The following is an 18540-nucleotide window of genomic DNA, read 5'->3' as shown; positions in this document are numbered from 1 at the left end:
GTTGACGGAACTCATATCGTCAACAAGGGTTGACGACAGGGCCGGGAGCCTGGCCCGGGGGCGGGCCCTCAGGGCGCCGGCCCGGTGCCAGCCGCGGCGCCCGTGGGCGGGGGCGCCGCGCCTGCGGGCTCCGCGCAGGCCAGCAACCACTGCCGGAAGCACTGCAGCGCATGCAGCTGCGTGCGGCCTTCGGGGTAGCAGAGCCAGTAGCCCACCTCGCTCTGGTAGCCCCCGCGCTGGACGGCGGCGGCCAGCGGCTCGCGCACCAGGCCGGCGGTGATCTCGTCCTGCACCAGGCAGCGCGGCACCAGGGCCAGGCCCATGCCGGCCATCACCGCGCGGATCATGGTCTGGAACTGGTCGAACTGCGGGCCGGCCAGCGGGTCGAGCTGGCCCTGTACCCCGTGCGTCTCGCTCCAGCGCAGCCAGGCCTCGGGCACGGTCACATGGCGCAGCAGCGCGTAGCGCGCCACGTCGCGCGGGGTGTGGATGGGCCAGTCCGCCACCTTGGCGCGCGGCGCGATCAGGGCCACGTCGTTGCCCGTGATGTAGTGGGCGTGGGCGCCCGGCCAGTGGCCATCGCCGAACAGGATGGCGCAGTCGAGCTCGGGCCGTTCGAAGTTGTAGCTGTGCACGTACGGCACGAAGTGCAGCGTGACCTGCGGGTGCTGCTGCTGGAACTGCGGCAGGCGCGGAATGAGCCACTTGGCGGCGAAGGTGGGCAGGCTCGACAGGTGCAGCGCGCCGCCGCCGTCATCGCTGGTGATCAGCTCCAGTGTGGCGGCCTCCAGCTGCGCCAGCACGGCGCGCACGGCCTTCTCGTAGCGCTCGCCCGCGGGGGTCAGCGCCAGGCGCTTGCGGCTGCGCTCGAACAGCGGCACGCCCACCCAGGCCTCCAGTTCCTTCACCTGCTTGCTCACCGCGCTCTGCGTGAGGTGCAGGGCCTCGGCGGCCCGCGAGACGCTGCCGAAGCGCGTGACGGTGGAAAACGCCCGCAGCAGGTGCAAGGGGGGTGAAAGGCGGCGCAGGGAAGACATCGTAAGTTATCAAATCATTCCATATGGGAATGTTATCAGGCATATCCATTGCTTGGTAGGGCTCGTGGATTCCATTAATCTCAACCTACCCCATAGGAGAAATGTCCCATGCAACGCCGTCATCTGCTCTCAGCCCTGGCCACAGTATCTTTCGTTCCTGGAATAACTCTGGCGCAAGAAGGCAAGCCCCTGCGCATCATCGTGCCCTTTCCGCCCGGAGGCGCCACGGACATGACCGTGCGCAGCCTGCAGGAGTCGCTGGCCCGCATCCTCAAGCAGCCCGTGGTGCTGGAAAACCGCGGCGGCGCGGGGGGCTCCATCGGCATGGCCGAAGCCGCGCGCGCTCCGGCCGACGGCCTCACGCTGGGCGTGGCCACGCTGTCCACGCATGGCGTGAACCCCGCCGTCTACAGCAAGCTGCCCTACGACCCCATCAAGGACTTCGTGGGCGTGACCGAGATGGTGAAGGCCCCCGGCGTCGTGGTGGTGAACCCGGCCGTGCTGCCCGTCAAGGACTTTGCCGACCTCGTGAAGTACCTGAAGGCCCATCCCGGCAAGGTTTCGTATGCCACGCCCGGCAACGGCACCATCGGCCACATGTGGGGCGAGCTGTTCAAGAGCAGCACCGGCACGGCCATGGTGCACATTCCCTACCGCGGTGCGGGCCCGGCCGTCAACGACGTGCTGGCCGGCCAGGTGGCGGTGTATTTCGATCAGGTGGCTTCCTCGCTGCCGCACATCAAGTCCGGCAAGCTCAGGGCGCTGGCGGTGTCCTGGCCCGAGCGGCTTGACGTGCTGCCCGACGTCCCCACCTACGCACAGCTGGGTTTCGCCAACAACAACGACCCGTCCTGGTTCGGCCTGGTGGCTCCCGCGGGCACGCCCGCGGCCGCGGTGGACCGCATCCAGCAGGCCGTGGCCCAGGCGCTCAAGGAGCCCGCCGTGCGCGAGCGCCTGGCGGGACAGGGGCTGTACCCGTCGGGCACCACGTCCCGGGACTTCACGGCGCAGATCGCCCGCGAGATCGACAAGATGAAACGGGTGGCGGCCTTTGCGAAGGTGGCGCTGGATTGACATGGGCCCCCGCTGAGGCGCCTCGCGCGATCCACCCCACGGGCGGTGGCGGGCCGGCGGCCAGGGGGAGCCTCATTTTCTTCGATACCGGGCCCCTGGGCCCGGCGGCCACAGCTGGAGGAGTCCATCTCAGGGATAACCATGGTCTCCAACCGGTCCGGGCGGCTAGGCCGGCCGCCCCACTTTGCGCACACTCTGCCTATGCATGCCGCTTTGAAACTGATCAACCGACGATTCCAGCAGGCCCAGCCCGGTGCCACCGGTTCCCCCGGCACCCCGCTGGCGCCTGCGGCCTTCACCTACCTGCCAGGCACCACGGCGCTGGTGCTCGATTCGCCGCACAGCGGCACACAATACCCCGCCGACTTCGGCTCGGCCTGCGACCTGCCCACGCTGCGCCGCGCCGAGGACACGCACGTCGAGAAGATCTACGCCTTTGCCCCCGCGCTGGGCGTGGCCTGGGTCGAAGCCCACTTCCCCCGCATCTACCTCGATGCCAACCGCGACACGACCGAGCTCGACACCTCCCTGCTCGACGGCGAGTGGACCGGCCCCATCTCCACCGACCCCCAGGTGCTCAGCAAGGTGCGCCTGGGCAAGGGCCTGATCTGGAAGTTCACCGACGAGGGCGAGCCCATCTACAGCCGCCAGCTCACCGTGGCCGAGGTGCGCGCGCGCATCGACCGCTGCTGGCGCCCCTACCATGCGGCCGTGGCCCAGGCCATCGACGCCGCCCATGCGCGCCACGGCTACAGCATCCACATCAACTGCCACTCCATGCCCGCCGTGGCGGGGCGCTTCGCCACCGAGTTCCCGGGGCTGGAGCACGCGGACTTCGTGGTGGGCGACCGCGACGGCACCACCGCCAGCCCGGCGCTGTCGGCGCTGGTGTGCGAGCACCTGCGCGGCTGTGGCTACAGCGTGGAATACAACCACCCCTACAAGGGCGTGGAGCTGGTGCGCCGCTACGGCAACCCCGCGCAGCACCGCCACAGCATCCAGGTCGAGATCAACCGCAAGCTCTACATGGACGAGGGCACGCTCGCCCAGCACCCCGAGGGCATGGCCCGGCTGCAGGCAGACCTGCAGAAACTGGTGCGCCTGCTGCTCGCACACGATCCGCGCTGACGCGGCGCGCAGGGGCGGGGCCATCCTAGAATCGAGGGCAGGCGCGGCGCCAGACCGCAGCCAACCCTCAAGGAGACACCGCATGCGCATCCTCATTGCCGAAGACGACCAGGTGCTGGCCGATGGCCTGCTGCGCACGCTGCGGGCGTCGGGCGCCGTCGTGGATCACGTGGCCAGCGGCAGCGAGGCCGACGCGGCCCTGCTGACCAACAACGAGTTCGACCTGCTGATCCTGGACCTGGGCCTGCCCCGGATGCACGGGCTGGAGGTGCTCAAGAAGCTGCGCAGCCGGGGCTCGGCGCTGCCCGTGCTCATCCTCACCGCGGCCGACAGCGTGGAAGAGCGCGTCAAGGGCCTGGACTTCGGTGCCGACGACTACATGGCCAAGCCTTTCAGCCTGCAGGAGCTGGAGGCGCGCGTGCGGGCCCTCACGCGCAGGGGCATGGGCGGCACCAGCAGCGCCATCAAGCACGGCCCGCTCGTGTACGACCAGGCCGGCCGCGTGGCCACCATCGACGGCAAGATGATCGAGCTGTCCGCCCGCGAACTGGGCCTGCTGGAAGTGCTGCTGCAGCGCGCGGGCCGCCTGGTGAGCAAGGAGCAGCTGGTGGAGCGCCTGTGCGAATGGGGCGAGGAGGTGAGCAACAACGCCATCGAGGTCTACATCCACCGCCTGCGCAAGAAGATCGAGGGCGGGCCCATCCGCATCGCCACCGTGCGCGGCCTGGGCTATTGCCTCGAAAAGATTCCAGGGTAGCTCCTGAAATGATAGCTACTTGCGCTTTCTAGACGGGCGCCAGTGGCTCAAAGGGCTTGAAACCTTGAAAATCTTCCAGCGAGAGCAGCGCTCCCTCTTCGGCGAGATCCTTGACTGGATGCTCACGCCGCTGCTGCTGCTGTGGCCCGTGAGCCTGGCGCTCACCTGGCTCGTGGCCCAGGGTCTGGCCAACAAGCCGTTCGACCGGGCGCTGGAGTACAACGCCCATGCGCTGGCCCAGCTCGTGTCCGTGGTGGGCGGCAAGGTGCAGTTCAACCTGCCCCAGCCGGCCAGCGAAATCCTGCGCGCGGACGACTCCGACATCGTCTACTACCAGGTCATCGGCCCGGGGGGCGAATTCCTCTCCGGCGAACGGGAACTGCCCGAGCCCGCCAGCGACGAGGTGCCCCTGTCCGGCGAGGTGCGCCTGCGCGACGCCGAGATGCGCGGCATCGAGATCCGCGTGGCCTACATCTGGGTGCGCCTGCCGCTGGAGGGCACGCCCGTGGCGCTGGTGCAGGTGGCCGAGACGCGCGAAAAGCGCAGCGTGCTGGCCACCGAGATCATCAAGGGCGTGATGCTGCCGCAGTTCGTCATCCTGCCGCTGGCGGTGCTGCTGGTGTGGCTGGCGCTCGCGCGCGGCATCCAGCCGCTGAACCAGCTGGAGCAGCGCATCCGCGCGCGCAACCCCGACGACCTCTCGCCGCTGGACGACCGCACCGTGCCGCTCGAGGTCGCGCCGCTGGTCTCGTCGGTGAACGACCTGCTCACGCGCCTGAACGACTCGCTGGCCACGCAAAAGCGTTTCCTGGCCGACGCGGCGCACCAGCTCAAGACCCCGCTGGCGGGCCTGCGCATGCAGGCCGACCTGGCCCAGCGCGAAGGCACCAGCACCGAAGAGCTCAAGCGCTCGCTGCAGCAGATCGGCCGCTCCAGCATCCGCGCCACGCACACCGTGAACCAGCTGCTCGCATTGGCGCGCGCGGAAGGCAGCGGCGTGGGCATCGCGCGCCAGCCCTGCGACCTGGCGCGCCTCGTGATCGAGGTGGTGCGCGACTCGGTGCCGCGCGCGCTCGAAAAACACATCGACCTGGGCTACGACGGCGCCGAGCCCGGCTCACCCGGCGTGCTGCTGGACGGCAACCCCACGCTGCTCAAGGAACTGGTGCGCAACCTGCTCGACAACGCCATCAACTACACGCCTTCCACCCCCGCCAAGCCCGGCGTGGTCACGGCCCACGTGCTGGCCGATACCTTCGGCCACGTGCTGCTGCTGCAGGTGGAAGACTCCGGCCCCGGCGTGCCCGAGGCCGAGCGCGAGCTGGTGTTCCAGCCCTTTTACCGGGCGCTGGGCAGCGAGGCCGACGGCTCGGGCCTGGGCCTGCCCATCGTGCTGGAGATCGCACGCAAGCACGGGGCCGAGGTCACGCTGGAAGACGCGCGCCCTGGCCACCACCCGCCCGGCGCGCGTTTCAGCGTGCGGTTCGCGGCGCGGGATGTGGTGGCGGGGTCCTGAGCCAGGCCGGGTGCATCCCGCCGCACGGCCTTTCGCGCTGCGGCACATTCCGCGCCGGAATGGGATGAGTTCCAAACGTCGTTAGCCAGCCCGGCCATGCCTCTCCAGAATGGGCCGCACATGCCGCGAGGCGAGGAGAGGACCACGATGACGACGATGAAACGGCGCAAGCTGCTGATCTCCACCGCCGCTGCCTGCCTGGGAGGTGCTGCCCAGGCGCAATCCGCCCCGGTGTCCACGGGCAGCGCACGGCCCCTGCGGCTGCTGGTGCCCTTTGCCGCGGGCGGCGCCACCGACATCACGGCGCGCGCCCTCGCCGGCCCGCTGTCGCAGTTGCTGGGTGCACCCGTGGCCGTGGAGAACCGCCCCGGCGCGGCCGGCGCCACCTGCATGGCCGAGGTCGCTGCCGCCGCGCCCGACGGCGCCACGCTGGGCGTGGCCACGTTGTCCACTCATGGCGTGAACCCAGCCGTCTACAAACACCTGCCCTACAACGCGCTGGACGGCTTCACCCCCGTCACCGAGATCGTCAAGGCCCCGGGCGTGCTGGTGGTGCACCCCGGCCTGCCGGTGCGCGATTTCGCGCAGTTCATGCAGCACCTGAAGGCGCGGCCGGGCCAGCTGGCCTATGCCTCGCCGGGCAACGGCACCATCGGCCACATGTGGGGCGAGCTGCTCAAGAGCAGTGCCAATGTGCGCATGGACCACCTGCCCCAGGCGGGCGCCACCGCAGCACTGGCCGAGGTGCTGGTGGGCCGGGTGCCGGTGTACTTCGACCAGGTGGCGTCGTCGCTGCCGCACATCCAGGCCGGCCGTTTGCGGGCCCTGGCCGTGTCGTGGAGCCGGCGCCTGGCCGTGCTGCCCGAGGTGCCCACCTACGCCGAGCTCAGCCTGTTCTCGAACAACGACCCGTCCTGGTTCGGCCTGGTGGCCCCTGCGCACACGCCGGCCGCCACGGCGCGGCGGCTGCGCGACGCGGTGGCCACGGTGTTGCGCGAGCCCGCGGTGCTGGCGCGCCTGGGAGAGCAGGGGCTGTTTGCCTCGGGCAGCCTGCCGGACGAGTTTGCCGCGCAGATCCGCAAGGAGGTCGAGAAGATGCGGCGCGTCAGCCGGTTTGCGCGCATCACGCTCGGCAAGGACGCAGCGTGACGGCTATGCCGCAGGCGCATGCGGCGGACGCAGCGCGCGAAGGGACATCAGCGCCATGAAGAGAAAGCCATTCTGGGTGGGCGCGCGGTACACCCCCAGCGCGCCCAGCACCTGCGCCGCCACGCCCGCGAGTTCCCAGCCGTCGGTCTCGTCCGCTTCCCAGCGCGGCACCGTCAGGGGCGCAAAGCCGCGCTCGTCGCCCCACTCCCACACCGCGGGAATGCGGGCCACCACCTGGGGGTCGTTGTGGAAATTGGCCCAGGCCCACAGCCAGGTGCCGCTGGTCCGGGAAATCGATCCGATGAATTCAATGTCCGCCACCAGCCGCGGCACGCCGGCGTGCGAGAAGGTGAGCGTGCCCTGCACCTGGTCATAGTCCCAGCGCTCGAAGCGCGAGATGCCGTAGTCCGTCTCCAGGGCATCCTGCTTGCCCACCAGGGCCTGGTGGCTTTCGGTGACCGCCTCCACCCAGGCGTCGTGCGGAGCATCCGCCATGGCGCCGACACTCTGCGCCATGGAGTCCTGGTAGCAGTGGTGGCAGATGATCTGCAGGTCCAGGCAGTCCTCGTTGCGCTCGTTCCACTCGCCGCCCTCCCGCTCCAGGGCTGCCTGGCAACTGGCGCACCACGCGTCGGGAAAGGGGCAGTCCGGCGCCGGCATGTCGCAGAACCAGCGCTGCGCCGGCTGGCGGCACAGGTGCCCGCAGACGTAGGTGGCGGTGGCTTCGCCGTGGCGGTTGCAGTGGATGGCGGAGAGTTCTTCGGTCATGGCGCGGGGCTCGCGAAAGGAGGGGCGGAATCGAAGGATGGGCGCGGAACGCCGGGCGCGACCGCCAGCGCGGCCACCACGGTTCAGCCGCAGGCGCGCATCGTCTTGCCGGCCATCGCCGTGCGCAGGGCGTCCAGCTGGGGGCGCAGCGATTCGGTCACGGCGGGCAGTCGCAGCGTGAACCCTGCCGTGTCCGGCCGCTCCTGCACCACGCGGGCCGTGCGCACGCCCTTGCCGCCCAGGGTGGCCAGCTCGCGCTCGGCGGCCTCCTTCGAGGCGAAGCGGCCCAGCGAAAGGCCGAATTCCAGGGTGCCGCCCGCGCGGTCGTGGTCGACCTTGCGGGCACGCAGTTCGGCCCGTTTCCTGTCCAGCGTTTCCAGGTCCTCGAAGCGGCCCATGTAGACCATCCAGCGGCCCGGCACGGGCGTGGGCTCGAGCAGCCAGCTGCCCTGGGGCAGGTTGGCGGCGGCGGCGCGCAGGGCGTCGGCCTGGCGTTCGTCGAACACGCCCGCCTGAAGGCATTCGCCGGTGTCGGGCGGGGTGGGGGTCTCGGCGGAAGCCGCAGCCGCTGCGCTGGGGGCGGCGGGCGACGCGGCGGCGGGGGCGGGGGCCTTGCCGGAGTTCACCCGCAGGATCTGCAGCGTCTCGGGCCGTATCTGCTGGTCCATGCGCTGGGGCTCGGCCTGCTCCTCGGGGGCGAAGCCCCAGTCCCGAAGCAGCCCCTGCGACCACGCGTAGTAGCCCGCGTTGGCCAGCAGCAGCGCGATCACGGCAAGTCGCAGCATGGGGGCCTCTCCTTGTTTTCCCGCCGGTTGTCCATGGGGTTGCGCGCCCTCGTCCCCGCCCGCGTGGCGGGCCCGCCCAGGGCCAGGGCCGCCCTGGAGCGGGCGTCGCCAGGCCACGACGGGCGGCCTCCGCCCCGATGGAGAGGCGCGGCGCGGCTCAGGGGGGGCTCCCCAGCTCTTGCACTGCGCTGGGCCGCACGCTGATCTCGGAACTGGTGATCGCCTGCATGCCGCCGGCCGTGTGCACCAGGAGCGCGCCGTCCTCGCCCACGCCGTGGGCCGTGCCCGCAGTGCCGTCGCTCAGGGCCACGGCACGGCCCTGCAGCACGTCGCGGGCCGCGAAACGTGGCTGCATGGGGCCAAAGCCGTAGCCTTCGAACGAGCGCAGCATGCCGATCAGCGGCGGCACGATGCGCAGCAGGGCGGCGGGTGCGTCCAGGCCGGGCTCCACGTCCTGCAGGCTGCCCGGCGGCATGCTCATGCCTTCGCTGCCACGCGGCAGCACGTTGATGCCGATGCCCACGACCACGTAGCGCGCCGTGCCGGCTGGCCCCTGCGGGGACGGCGCGGCCCCCTGGAGCGCCACGAAACTGGCCGTCTCGACCAGGATGCCGCCCAGCTTGCGGTCGCCACCCGCGCCGCCCAGCCACAGGTCGTTGGGCCATTTCAGGCCCACGCGGGCGGCCTGGCCCGCACCCAGCGGCGGCAGCACGGGCTGCAGGCTCTCGGCCACGCTCACGCCCACGGCGAGCGACAGCCCCGACCAGTCGCGCGGCGCGAGCGGCAGGCCCAGGGACATCATCAGCGAAGACCCCACATCGCTCTGCCACGCCCGCCCCATGCGGCCCCGACCGGCGGTCTGCTGCTCGGCCACGAGCAGCGTGGGCTCGCACTGGCCGGCGCGGGCGCGGCGCATGAGTTCGGTGTTGGTCGAGTCGATGCTGGGCAGCACCTCGACGGTAAAACCGGGTAACAGCGGTGACACCGCCTCCCACACGGCCTCGGCGGGCCAGCGGATGGGGGCGGCGGTCACTGGCGGCGGCCTTTCCGGGCGCCGGGCTGGAGGCTCCCTGGGACTGGCTGGGTGGCCTTGGCGGTTTTGGTCGGTTTGGCGGGCAGGGCGGGCTTTGTGGCCGCCTTGGCGGGGCTGCGCGGCACCGGCGGCGCCCAGCCGCGCTTGGGCGCGAGCAGCGTGCCGCGGCAGTTGTCGCTGCCGCACCAGCAGGGGTATTCCGCCTTCAGCTTGGGCGTGTAGCGCTCTTCGATGATCAGCCCGTAGTCGTAGTTCAGCTCTTCGCCCGCCTTGATATTGCGCAGCGCCGTGATGAAAATGCGGCCGTCCCGTTCGTCGGCGTAGCAGTTGGGGTTGCAGCTGTGGTTGATCCAGCGCGAGGAATTGCCGCCGAACTTTGCGTCGATCACGCGGTCTTCATCCACGTGGAAGTAGAACGTGTGGTTGGGCTGCAGGGGGTCGTGCGGGTGGCGGTCCTGCGCCTCCTGCCAGGTGATGACCTCGCCGGTGTACTCCACCAGCACCTCGCCCTCGGCGATGTCCTGGGCGGCGAACACGCCGTTGCCATGGACGCCCGAGCGCCGGGTCTGGATGCGGCGTCCCGGTGCGGCGGTGGGGGCGGCGGGCGAGGCAAAGCGGGGCATGGCAAAAACTCTGTTAACTTGATAGTGCACACATGTGTGCGTGCGCGTGTATGCGCGCGAAACCCGAATTGTAGGAGCGACCGGGCCGGAACCGGGCGCTCAGAACGAACGACGACGATGACAGGCAAGAGCCCCAAATGACCAAGACCCTGGTAATTGCAGAGAAACCCTCCGTGGCGCAGGACATCGTGCGCGCGCTCACCCCCGTGGCGGGCAAGTTCGACAAGCACGACGACCACTTCGAGAACGACCGCTACGTGGTCACCAGCGCCGTGGGTCACCTCGTGGAGATCCAGGCGCCCGAGGAGTTCGACGTGAAGCGCGGCAAGTGGAGCTTTGCCCACCTGCCCGTGATCCCGCCATACTTCGACCTGAAGCCCGTGGACAAGACCAAGACGCGCCTGAACGCGGTGGTCAAGCAGGCCAAGCGCAAGGACGTGACGCAACTCATCAACGCCTGTGACGCGGGCCGCGAGGGCGAGCTGATCTTCCGCCTGATCGAGCAGTACGCCGGCGGCGCCAAGCCCCTGGGCAAGCCCGTCAAGCGCCTGTGGCTGCAGTCCATGACGCCCCAGGCCATCCGCGACGGCTTCGACGCACTGCGCACCGAGCAGCAGATGGCGGGCCTGGCCAGCGCCGCCCGCAGCCGCAGCGAGGCCGACTGGCTGGTGGGCATCAACGGCACGCGCGCCATGACGGCGTTCAACTCGCGCGACGGCGGGTTCTTCTTGACCACCGTGGGCCGCGTGCAGACGCCCACGCTGTCGCTGGTGGTGGAGCGCGAGGAAAAGATCCGCAAGTTCGTGAGCCGCGACTACTGGGAAATCCACGCCACCTTCGGCGCGCAGGCCGGCGAGTACCCCGCCAAGTGGTTCGACCCCAAGTGGAAGAAGGGCGAGGACGTGGAGATGCGCGCGGACCGCGTGTGGTCCGCCGCCGAGGCCACGGCCATTGCGAACGCCGTGCGCGGCCAGCAGGCCACCGTCACCGAAGAGAGCAAGCCCACCACGCAGGCGTCGCCCCTGCTGTTCGACCTGACCAGCCTGCAGCGCGAGGCCAACGGCAAGTTCGGCTTCTCGGCCAAGACCACGCTGGCGCTGGCGCAAAGCCTGTACGAACGCCACAAGGCCCTGACCTACCCGCGTACCGACTCGCGCGCGCTGCCCGAGGACTACCTGCCCGTGGCCAGGCAGACCTTCGAGATGCTGGCCGACAGCGGCATGCGCCACCTCGCGCCGCACGCCGCCACGGCGCTGAGCAACAACTACGTGCGCCCGTCCAAGCGCATCTTCGACAACAGCAAGGTGAGCGATCACTTTGCCATCATCCCCACGCTGCAGGCCCCCAGCGGCCTCTCCGACGCCGAGCAGAAGCTGTACGACCTGGTCGTGCGCCGCTTCATGGCGGTGTTCTTCCCGAGCGCCGAATACACCGTCACCACCCGTATTTCCACGGTGGCGCCCCACAGCTTCAAGACCGAAGGCAAGGTGCTGGTCAGGCCCGGCTGGCTGGCCATCTACGGCAAGGAAGCCGCTGATGAGGTGGAAGGTGGCAAGGACGGCGACAAGGGCCAGAACCTCGTGCCCGTGAAGCCCGGCGAAAGCGTCAACACCCTGGCAGCCGACCCCAAGGGCCTCAAGACCAAGCCGCCCGCCCGCTACTCCGAAGCCACGCTGCTGGGCGCCATGGAAAGCGCCGGCAAGCAGATCGACGACGACGAACTGCGCGAGGCCATGCAGGAAAAAGGCCTGGGCACGCCTGCCACGCGCGCGGCCATCATCGAAGGCCTGTTGACCGAAAAGTACATGCTGCGCGAAGGCCGCGAAATCATTCCCACGGCCAAGGCCTTCCAGCTCATGACGCTGCTGCGCGGGCTGGAGGTCGAGGAACTGTGCCGCGCGGACCTGACCGGCGAATGGGAGTTCAAGCTCTCGCAGATGGAAAAGGGCCAGCTCAGCCGCGAATCCTTCATGGCCGACATCGCCGCCATGACCGAGCGCATGGTCAAGAAGGCCAAGGAATACGACCGCGACACCATCCCCGGCGACTACGCCACGCTCGAATCGCCCTGCCCCAACTGCGGTGGTGTGGTGAAAGAGAACTACCGCCGCTTTGCCTGCGTGGGCAAGCCTGGTGCGGAAGGCTGCGGCTTCAGTTTTGGCAAGTCGCCCGCGGGCCGCACCTTTGAAACGGCAGAGGCCAACGCCCTGCTGCGCGACAAGAAGATCGGCCCGCTGGAGGGTTTCCGCTCCAAGGCCGGCTGGCCCTTCACCTCCGAGATCGTCATCAAGTACGACGACGAGGCGCACAACTACAAGCTCGAATTCGACTTTGGCGACGACAAGAAGGGCGAGGAATCGGGCGAGCTCGTGGAGTTTGAAGACGCCGCGCTCGGCCCCTGCCCCATCTGCGGATCGGAAGTGCACGAGCACGGCAGCAACTACGTGTGCAGCAAGGCCGTGCCCACCGCCGCGCAGCCCACGCCCAGCTGCACCTTCAAGAGCGGCAAGATCATCCTGCAGCAGCCCGTGGAGCGCGAGCAGATGCACAAGCTGCTGGAAACGGGCAAGACCGACCTGCTCGACAAGTTCGTGAGCATGCGCACGCGCCGCGCTTTCAAGGCCCACCTGGCGTGGGACAAGGAGGCGGGCAAGGTCAACTTCGAGTTCGCACCGAGCAAGTTCCCGCCGCGCCCAGGCGCTGCTACAAAAACAGTAGCTGCCAAGGCTGGAAAGACAAGCGCTGCAGCCAAAAAGTCCGCCAAGCCTGCCGCCGCCAAGAAAGCCCCGGCCACCAAGACCGCTGCCAAGGCACCGCGCAAGGCCGCAGCCGGCAAGGCCCCCAGCGCCGCCCTGGCCGCCGTGATCGGCGCCGAGCCCGTGGCCCGGCCCGAGGCCGTCAAGAAGATGTGGGAATACATCAAGGCAAACAACCTGCAGGATCCCAAGGACAAGCGCACCATCGTCGCCGACGACAAGCTGCGCGCCGTGTTTGGCAAGGACAGCGCGGGCATGTTCGAGCTGGCGGGCATTCTGGGCAACCACCTGGGTGGCGAAGGATGAAGCCACGCGCAGCATCCGCAGCATCGCCTGTGTGGGGCTTCTGGCGCACCGCGCTGGTGGCTCTCGCGGTCGTTGGCGCGCTGGGCGGCTGCAGCAGCACGACAGGTTCTGCGCGCTCCAGCGACCCCGCGAGCCCGCAGCAACCGCGGGGCGCCAGCGGCGTCACCGTGTTTGGCGATATCGATGTGGGCGTGACGCGGGAGCGCACGCGCTGACGTGGGGTGTGCTGCCTTGCAGGCCGTCCCCGCTGAACCTGCCGAACCTGCGCGGAGCCAGCCTTTCCGCCCCCACGGTCGATGACGGAACCTGAACCGCAGGGGAACGAATGATGGGCGAACCCGCGCTGTCCTTGCAGATCGCCACCACGGTGCACCACCGCATCCACACCGTCACCGTGCGCATGGATTCGGTGGGCTGGGTGGTGTCGGGCACCAAGCATTTGGTCACGCCCGGCGGCGGGCACCGCTACCCCAGCGGGCGGGTGTTCGTGCTGCCGTGCGGCGCGCAGTGGGAGGTGGTCAACGACCCGGCGCCCCAAGGCCGCTATGTGGCGCGGCTGCTGTGTTTCGCGCCCGAGCTGGTGGCGCAGTTCCACCGCCAGTTCGGCCAGTTCGCGGCCATTCCACCAGTGCAAGGCTGCGCGGGCCTCGCGGCCGACGCCGCCTTTGAAGACAGCTATATGCGCGCCGTGGCCGCGCTGGAGAGCGATGCCAGCTCGCAGGCGCTGCGCGAACACCGCGCGCTCGAAGTGCTGCTGATGCTGGCCGAGGCGGGCATCGTCTTCGCCCCGCCCGGCGAGCTGGGCTGGGCCGAACGCGTGCGCCGCCTGGTGGGCCCCAGCCCGCAGGCCGACTGGACGCTCGAACGCATCGCCAGCGCCTTTGCCACCAGCGCCAGCACCCTGCAGCGCCGCCTGGCGCAAGAGGGCGAAACCGTGAGCCAGTGCCTGCGCGACGTGCGGCTGGAGACGGCGCTGGTGCTGCTGCAAAGCTCCGCGCTGCAGGTGTCCGAGATCGCTGCGCGCTGCGGCTACGAGTCGCACAGCCGCTTCAGCGCGGCCTTCCGCGAACGCTTTGGCTTTCCGCCCTCGCAGCTGCGGCCCTGATTCCTGCGGCTGACGCGCAGCGCACAGCCATTGACGCCACCGGGCCAATGCGAAGGCGCGGCGCGCAGCACCATCAAGCCCTTGTTTCACACCGCTACTGCAAGGAGCTTTTCAGATGCCCCACCCACTTTCACGCCCCCTTCGCGTTGGCACCGCCATCGCGGCACTCGCCACGATCGGTTTGGCCCCAGCCGCCCACGCCCAGGCCTTCGCGCTCACCAGCCCCGACTTTGCCGAAGGCAGCACACTGCCCCAGCGCTTCGAGTTCAAGGGCTTTGGCTGTGCGGGCGACAACCAATCACCCGCCCTGCGCTGGAGCGGCGCGCCTGCTGGCACCCAGAGCTTCGCCGTCACCGCCTACGACCCCGATGCCCCCACCGGCTCGGGCTGGTGGCACTGGTCGGTGGTCAACATCCCCGCCAGCACCACCGAGCTGCGGTCCGACGCGGGTGCTGCTGGCGGCGCCAAGCTGCCCGCAGGCGCCAGCCATGTGCGCATTGACTATGGCGTGGCCGCCTGGGGCGGGGCCTGCCCGCCCGAAGGCGATGTGCCGCACCGCTACATCTTCACCGTGCACGCGCTCAAGGTGCCGCGCCTGGACCTGCCTGCCGACGCCACCGCTGCGCTGGCCGGCTACATGATCAACGCCCACAGCCTGGGCAAGGCCACGCTCACGGCGCGCTACGGGCGCCCTGCGGCCAAAGGCAAGCAGCAGCCGTGATAGGGCGCGGCCCGGTGGGTGATGCGATGTTTTAAGCTTGGTGGTCGCCCACCACCACGCCACAGGCCCACCCCATGCGCAGCACCCGCGAACGAGCCCTCTGGTCCCTCCTGGCCGCATTGCTGCTGGCCGCCACGGCCGCCGCATGGTGGACGGCCGACCAGTGGCTGCCCCACGCCGGGCCGTGGACCGAGCAGGCCTGGAAGAAGATCACCCGCCCCGGCCCCGACACCTTGCCGCCCGGCAAACAGCAGCCCGCCGCACGAGCCCGCGCTGCGCACGGCGGCGCGTCCGAGCCCGCGGCCCCGCAGCCGCGCAAGTGCGTGAAGGACGGCCGCACCACCTACACCGACCAGCCCTGCCCCAAGGGCACGCAGGAGCTGCCGGTGGATGGCGCCGTGACCTCGCTGCCCCGCGCGCAGTAAGTTCATGAAGGTGGCGGGCAGCGGCAGGCCCGCCGGTGTGAGGCATGTCGCTTTTTTCCTAGCCTGCCCGGGGGCTGCGCGGATTCAATCGGTGCATTGATTCACTACCCAGGGCCTCTCTCCTTTTCTTTGGGGGGCCGCATGCACCGATGCAAAAACACACACACCTGCGCACCTTTTTTCTTTTGCTGGCCCTCGTGGGCCTGGCCGTCCCCTGGTACTTCAATGGGGTGTACTTTCTGGCGGGCGGCAGCGTGATGCCCGATGTCTTCTGGCGGGATGCGTTTGCCAATGCACTCACCACCGGCATCACCCTCGACGTGTACCTGGCCGCCGTGGCGTTCTCGGCCTGGGTGGCGGCAGACCGCAGCCTGGGTGCGTGGCGCTGGGCTTACATCGCGGCCTGCTTTGGCATTGGCCTCGCGTTTGTGATGCCGCTCTACCTGGCTCAGCGCTTGCGCGTGGGCTCCAAGGGTGGGGCAGGCTGATTCGGCAGGGCCTGCGCGCCGATCTGCAAGGGCCAGTGCGCGGTGAGCGGGCTGCGCGTGCCTTGCACCAGAGCCTGCAGCGGGTGGCCCGCCAGCCTGCGCACATCGCGCCCCATGTGCGACTGGTCGTAGTACCCCTGGCCGGCTGCCAGGTCCACCACCGGGCCGCCGGGCGCGGCGAGGGCGTTGCCCAGCGTGCGGTTCAGCCGCGCAATCACCTGAAACTGCTTGGGCGCCATGCCCCAGTGCGCCGCAAAGCGCCGCTCAAACTGCCGCTGGCTCAGGCCCAGGCGCTGGTCCGCGTCTGTTGCATCGTCGCTGGTCGCATGCAGCAAGGCCAGCGCCTGCAGCCGTCGTGCTTCACACGGTGACGGCGGCGCGACCACCTGCCGGACGAACTGGCACAGCACCGCGATCCGCGCGCCATCATCCTGCTCAGCATGTACGCCATGCTCCACCTCGGTCCACCCAGGCCCCACCAGTTCCGCCAACGGCCGCAGTGTGTTCACCAGCCCGCGTGCACTGCCAAACAGCGCCGCGGCGGCCTCAGGCTGCAGCACCAGCCCCACGGCCCGCACCGGTCCGCCGTGTTCGTACACCGTGGCCGTGGTGCTGGCGCTGATCCAGGCCGACGGCGGCACCAGCGCGCCCCGGCACCGCACCTGCCCGGCCAGCCGCACCACCAGCATGCTCGACACCATCGCCGGGAAATGCGACTGCGCCAGTTCCGCAGGGGCATCGATCACCACCGCTGCCATCAACCAGGGCTGTAGATCGGAGGGGAGGGGCACAAGACGCTGCATGCCCGGATTCTGCACACCGGCGATGTGCTGGCAGGAACACCCGTCCAGCCACGCGCGCGACATGCGCCTGCCGCACCGCCCGGCTATCCTTTCCGCTTCACCAGCCCACCACCGCATCCCCCGCCACGCACCATGCAGTCAGCACCCACCCGCTCCCTTCCCCTGGCCGGGGCCACCAACTTCCGCGATCTGGGCGGCTACGCCGGCCATGGCGGGCGCACCGTCAAATGGCGGCGCATCTTCCGCTCGGACCACCTGGCGGGCCTCACCGCGCAGGACCGGGCCCTGCTGGCCGAGCTGGGCGTGGCCCGCGCGGTGGACTTTCGCGGCCAGGCCGAAAGCGCCGCGTATGCCTACGCGCTGCCGGGCATCAGCTACCACCCGCTGGCCATCGAGCCCACGGTGGTGCAGCGCGCGCTGGAACTGCAGCGCACCGGCCGCCAGCTCACCGCGCAAGACGCCGTGGCGCTGATGCAGGACACCTACCGGGGCTTTGTGCACGACAACGCGCATCGATTTGCCGAGCTGTTCCGCCTGCTGCTCGATGAAGGCAGCGCCACCCCGCTGGTGTTCCACTGCACCGCGGGCAAGGACCGCACAGGCTTTGCCGCCGCCCTCATCCTGCTGGCGCTGGGCGTGCCGCGCGAGGTGGTGATGCAGGACTACCTGCTCACCAACACCCTCTACCGCCGCCCCGAGGGGTTGGCCAGCCACGCGCCCGACGAAGTGCTGGCCGTGCTGTGGCGTGTGCAGGAGGAGTTTCTCAATGCAGCCCTGCACATGGTGGACACCGAGTTCCAGGGCGTCGATGCCTACCTGGGCGACGTGCTGGGCGTGAGCGCGGCGGCCCGGCAGGCGCTGGCCGCCCGCTACCTCGAACAGCCCTGACGCCGCCTTTCAGGCGCCCACCAGGGAATCGCCCCCTTACGCCAGGTGCGCCAGCAGATGGCGCCAGAAGTTCAGGCGCGCCTCCAGGGTCGAGACGAGGATGTGTTCCTGCAGCGTGTGGGCGCCGTCGCCGTCGGCACCCAGCCCGTCGAGTGTGGGCACCCCCAGGGCCGAGGTGAAGTTGGCGTCGCTGCCGCCGCCGGTCATGGGCGCATCTTCGAGCGCGAAGCCCGCATGCCGGGCCGACGCCTTGGCGCGGTCCAGCAGGGCCACCACGGCCTCGCTCTTGACCATGGGCGGGCGGTTCACCTCGACCTCGATGTCGAGTTCCATGTCCGCGCCCACCGGGCGCAGCGCCTGCATCTTGTGCACCAGCTCGTCGGCGGCCTGCAGGTCGGGGAGGCGAAAGTCCACCACGCAGCGGCACTGCGCCGGCACCGTGTTGGTGGCGGTGCCACCTTCGATGGTGCCCACGCTCACCGTCACGCCGCGCGCGTAGTCGGTCATGGCCTCCAGCGCCAGGATCTGGTGCGCCATTTCGCGGATCGCGCTGCGGCCTTTTTCATGCGCCACGCCCGCATGGGCTGCATGGCCCTTCACGCCCAGGCGCAGCATGCCCGTGCCCTTGCGCGCGGTCACGCATCTGCCGCCATTGGCACGGGCAGGCTCGCAGACCAGGGCGTAGCGGGCATTGTGCGCAAAACGCTCGATGTGCACACGCGAAGCGTGGCTGCCGGTTTCTTCGTCGGGCACGACCACGAAGTCGATCGGCATCGCGCTGGCGCCGGCGGCCGCCAGGTCGCGCAGGGCCGTCATGGCCAGGTAGATGCCTGCCTTCATGTCGTAGCCGCCGGGGCCGTAGAAGCGGTCGCCCTCGATGCGGCAGGGGTTGTCGCTCAAGGTGCCCACCGGGTGCACGGTGTCCGAGTGGCCCAGGACCAGCAGCCCGGGGCGCGTGTCGCCGGCTGCGCGGTTGGTCACGTGCAGCAGCGGCCCCACGCGCTCGCCCAGTGGCGTCACGGTGGCCTGCAGTCCGCCTTCCCGGGCATAGCGGGCCATGTCGGCCACCATGGCCGCCACGCCCGCGGGCGAGCTGGTGGGTGACTCGCACTGCATCCAGGCGGTGATGCCGTCAATGAGCGTCTGTGTCGTGGCGGAGGTGGTCATGGCGGTGCAAG

General features: G+C 69.8%; 19 protein-coding genes. 12 read left to right on the top strand and 7 right to left on the bottom strand.

Annotated elements, in window-relative coordinates; genetic code table 11:
- Nucleotides 1-68: 68 nt before the first annotated feature.
- Complete coding sequence (locus tag AC3RCE_RS24730) at nt 69-1037, bottom strand: LysR substrate-binding domain-containing protein (protein ID WP_369643709.1); 969 nt, start codon at nt 1035-1037, stop codon at nt 69-71.
- A gap of 108 nt (nt 1038-1145) precedes the next feature.
- Between AC3RCE_RS24730 and AC3RCE_RS24725 the strand changes: the two genes are divergently transcribed.
- The 5 genes from AC3RCE_RS24725 (at nt 1146) to AC3RCE_RS24705 (ending at nt 6661) form a co-directional block, all read left to right on the top strand.
- Entirely contained in the window at nt 1146-2111 is a 966-nt protein-coding gene (locus AC3RCE_RS24725) for a tripartite tricarboxylate transporter substrate binding protein BugE (RefSeq protein WP_218297178.1), read from the top strand.
- Nucleotides 2112-2312: 201 nt separating this feature from the next.
- The gene (locus AC3RCE_RS24720) at nt 2313-3239 is read left to right on the top strand and encodes an N-formylglutamate amidohydrolase (RefSeq protein ID WP_218297179.1); all 927 of its coding nucleotides are present in this window, start codon (nt 2313-2315) and stop codon (nt 3237-3239) included.
- Between the two features lie 82 nt (nt 3240-3321).
- The gene (locus AC3RCE_RS24715) at nt 3322-3996 is read left to right on the top strand and encodes a response regulator (protein ID WP_218297180.1); all 675 of its coding nucleotides are present in this window, start codon (nt 3322-3324) and stop codon (nt 3994-3996) included.
- A 64-nt stretch (nt 3997-4060) separates the two neighbouring features.
- On the top strand, nt 4061-5512 hold the full coding sequence (locus AC3RCE_RS24710; RefSeq protein ID WP_218297181.1) for a sensor histidine kinase: 1452 nt from the start codon (nt 4061-4063) through the stop codon (nt 5510-5512).
- A 156-nt stretch (nt 5513-5668) separates the two neighbouring features.
- The gene (locus AC3RCE_RS24705; RefSeq protein WP_492255436.1) at nt 5669-6661 is read left to right on the top strand and encodes a tripartite tricarboxylate transporter substrate-binding protein; all 993 of its coding nucleotides are present in this window, start codon (nt 5669-5671) and stop codon (nt 6659-6661) included.
- 3 nt (nt 6662-6664) lie between these two features.
- On the opposite strand, the gene AC3RCE_RS24700 is transcribed toward AC3RCE_RS24705, so the two are convergent.
- From AC3RCE_RS24700 to AC3RCE_RS24685, 4 genes are all read right to left on the bottom strand, one after another.
- Complete coding sequence (locus AC3RCE_RS24700; protein WP_492254183.1) at nt 6665-7429, bottom strand: DUF6882 domain-containing protein; 765 nt, start codon at nt 7427-7429, stop codon at nt 6665-6667.
- 83 nt (nt 7430-7512) lie between these two features.
- On the bottom strand, nt 7513-8214 hold the full coding sequence (locus tag AC3RCE_RS24695) for an SPOR domain-containing protein (RefSeq protein ID WP_492254182.1): 702 nt from the start codon (nt 8212-8214) through the stop codon (nt 7513-7515).
- 157 nt (nt 8215-8371) lie between these two features.
- Entirely contained in the window at nt 8372-9247 is an 876-nt protein-coding gene (locus AC3RCE_RS24690; RefSeq protein ID WP_218339462.1) for a biotin--[acetyl-CoA-carboxylase] ligase, read from the bottom strand.
- Nucleotides 9244-9870 carry an SET domain-containing protein gene (locus AC3RCE_RS24685; RefSeq protein WP_492254181.1) on the bottom strand — a complete coding sequence of 209 codons (627 nt, stop codon included), beginning with the start codon at nt 9868-9870 and terminating at the stop codon, nt 9244-9246. Before AC3RCE_RS24685 ends, AC3RCE_RS24690 begins: the two co-directional genes overlap by 4 nt.
- 137 nt (nt 9871-10007) lie before the next feature.
- On the opposite strand from AC3RCE_RS24685, the gene AC3RCE_RS24680 reads away from it, so the two are divergent.
- The 6 genes from AC3RCE_RS24680 (at nt 10008) to AC3RCE_RS24655 (ending at nt 15671) form a co-directional block, all read left to right on the top strand.
- The gene (locus tag AC3RCE_RS24680) at nt 10008-12932 is read left to right on the top strand and encodes a DNA topoisomerase III (protein ID WP_492254180.1); all 2925 of its coding nucleotides are present in this window, start codon (nt 10008-10010) and stop codon (nt 12930-12932) included.
- Nucleotides 12929-13147: a hypothetical protein gene (locus AC3RCE_RS24675; protein WP_218339464.1), complete on the top strand. Its 219-nt coding sequence runs from the start codon at nt 12929-12931 to the stop codon at nt 13145-13147. Before AC3RCE_RS24680 ends, AC3RCE_RS24675 begins: the two co-directional genes overlap by 4 nt.
- Before the next feature lie 110 nt (nt 13148-13257).
- A complete protein-coding gene (locus AC3RCE_RS24670; RefSeq protein ID WP_492254179.1) occupies nt 13258-14037 on the top strand; it encodes a helix-turn-helix transcriptional regulator in 780 nt (259 codons plus the stop codon).
- A gap of 115 nt (nt 14038-14152) precedes the next feature.
- On the top strand, nt 14153-14758 hold the full coding sequence (locus tag AC3RCE_RS24665; protein ID WP_369643703.1) for a YbhB/YbcL family Raf kinase inhibitor-like protein: 606 nt from the start codon (nt 14153-14155) through the stop codon (nt 14756-14758).
- Nucleotides 14759-14832: 74 nt separating this feature from the next.
- Nucleotides 14833-15183 carry a DUF4124 domain-containing protein gene (locus AC3RCE_RS24660; protein ID WP_492254178.1) on the top strand — a complete coding sequence of 117 codons (351 nt, stop codon included), beginning with the start codon at nt 14833-14835 and terminating at the stop codon, nt 15181-15183.
- Nucleotides 15184-15332: 149 nt separating this feature from the next.
- Nucleotides 15333-15671, top strand: coding sequence for a DUF2834 domain-containing protein (locus AC3RCE_RS24655; RefSeq protein WP_218297190.1), 339 nt, complete (start codon nt 15333-15335; stop codon nt 15669-15671).
- Here AC3RCE_RS24655 and AC3RCE_RS24650 read toward each other — a convergent pair.
- Nucleotides 15632-16474, bottom strand: a complete 843-nt coding sequence (locus tag AC3RCE_RS24650) for an AraC family transcriptional regulator (RefSeq protein ID WP_492254177.1) — start codon at nt 16472-16474, stop codon at nt 15632-15634. The genes AC3RCE_RS24655 and AC3RCE_RS24650 overlap by 40 nt on opposite strands.
- 132 nt (nt 16475-16606) lie before the next feature.
- On the opposite strand from AC3RCE_RS24650, the gene AC3RCE_RS24645 reads away from it, so the two are divergent.
- The gene (locus AC3RCE_RS24645) at nt 16607-17362 is read left to right on the top strand and encodes a tyrosine-protein phosphatase (protein ID WP_492254176.1); all 756 of its coding nucleotides are present in this window, start codon (nt 16607-16609) and stop codon (nt 17360-17362) included.
- Nucleotides 17363-17398: 36 nt separating this feature from the next.
- Here AC3RCE_RS24645 and AC3RCE_RS24640 read toward each other — a convergent pair whose 3' ends face one another.
- The gene (locus AC3RCE_RS24640; protein WP_218297193.1) at nt 17399-18529 is read right to left on the bottom strand and encodes a M20 family metallopeptidase; all 1131 of its coding nucleotides are present in this window, start codon (nt 18527-18529) and stop codon (nt 17399-17401) included.
- Nucleotides 18530-18540: the final 11 nt, after the last annotated feature.

It is taken from the genome of Acidovorax sp. GW823-FHT05D11 (assembly GCF_058795695.1).
The sequence above is the reverse complement of the archived record's forward strand: the minus strand, read 5'-3'. Positions and strand labels throughout refer to the sequence as shown.

Bases quoted from the DNA above. Each gene is read 5' to 3' on its own strand.
- AC3RCE_RS24730 (WP_369643709.1), bottom strand. From the start codon at position 1,037: ATGTCTTCCCTGCGCCGCCTTTCACCCCCCTTGCACCTGCTGCGGGCG.
- AC3RCE_RS24725 (WP_218297178.1), top strand. From the start codon at position 1,146: ATGCAACGCCGTCATCTGCTCTCAGCCCTGGCCACAGTATCTTTCGTT.
- AC3RCE_RS24720 (WP_218297179.1), top strand. From the start codon at position 2,313: ATGCATGCCGCTTTGAAACTGATCAACCGACGATTCCAGCAGGCCCAG.
- AC3RCE_RS24715 (WP_218297180.1), top strand. From the start codon at position 3,322: ATGCGCATCCTCATTGCCGAAGACGACCAGGTGCTGGCCGATGGCCTG.
- AC3RCE_RS24705 (WP_492255436.1), top strand. From the start codon at position 5,669: ATGAAACGGCGCAAGCTGCTGATCTCCACCGCCGCTGCCTGCCTGGGA.
- AC3RCE_RS24700 (WP_492254183.1), bottom strand. From the start codon at position 7,429: ATGACCGAAGAACTCTCCGCCATCCACTGCAACCGCCACGGCGAAGCC.
- AC3RCE_RS24695 (WP_492254182.1), bottom strand. From the start codon at position 8,214: ATGCTGCGACTTGCCGTGATCGCGCTGCTGCTGGCCAACGCGGGCTAC.
- AC3RCE_RS24685 (WP_492254181.1), bottom strand. From the start codon at position 9,870: ATGCCCCGCTTTGCCTCGCCCGCCGCCCCCACCGCCGCACCGGGACGC.
- AC3RCE_RS24680 (WP_492254180.1), top strand. From the start codon at position 10,008: ATGACCAAGACCCTGGTAATTGCAGAGAAACCCTCCGTGGCGCAGGAC.
- AC3RCE_RS24675 (WP_218339464.1), top strand. From the start codon at position 12,929: ATGAAGCCACGCGCAGCATCCGCAGCATCGCCTGTGTGGGGCTTCTGG.
- AC3RCE_RS24670 (WP_492254179.1), top strand. From the start codon at position 13,258: ATGATGGGCGAACCCGCGCTGTCCTTGCAGATCGCCACCACGGTGCAC.
- AC3RCE_RS24665 (WP_369643703.1), top strand. From the start codon at position 14,153: ATGCCCCACCCACTTTCACGCCCCCTTCGCGTTGGCACCGCCATCGCG.
- AC3RCE_RS24660 (WP_492254178.1), top strand. From the start codon at position 14,833: ATGCGCAGCACCCGCGAACGAGCCCTCTGGTCCCTCCTGGCCGCATTG.
- AC3RCE_RS24655 (WP_218297190.1), top strand. From the start codon at position 15,333: ATGCAAAAACACACACACCTGCGCACCTTTTTTCTTTTGCTGGCCCTC.
- AC3RCE_RS24650 (WP_492254177.1), bottom strand. From the start codon at position 16,474: ATGCAGCGTCTTGTGCCCCTCCCCTCCGATCTACAGCCCTGGTTGATG.
- AC3RCE_RS24645 (WP_492254176.1), top strand. From the start codon at position 16,607: ATGCAGTCAGCACCCACCCGCTCCCTTCCCCTGGCCGGGGCCACCAAC.
- AC3RCE_RS24640 (WP_218297193.1), bottom strand. From the start codon at position 18,529: ATGACCACCTCCGCCACGACACAGACGCTCATTGACGGCATCACCGCC.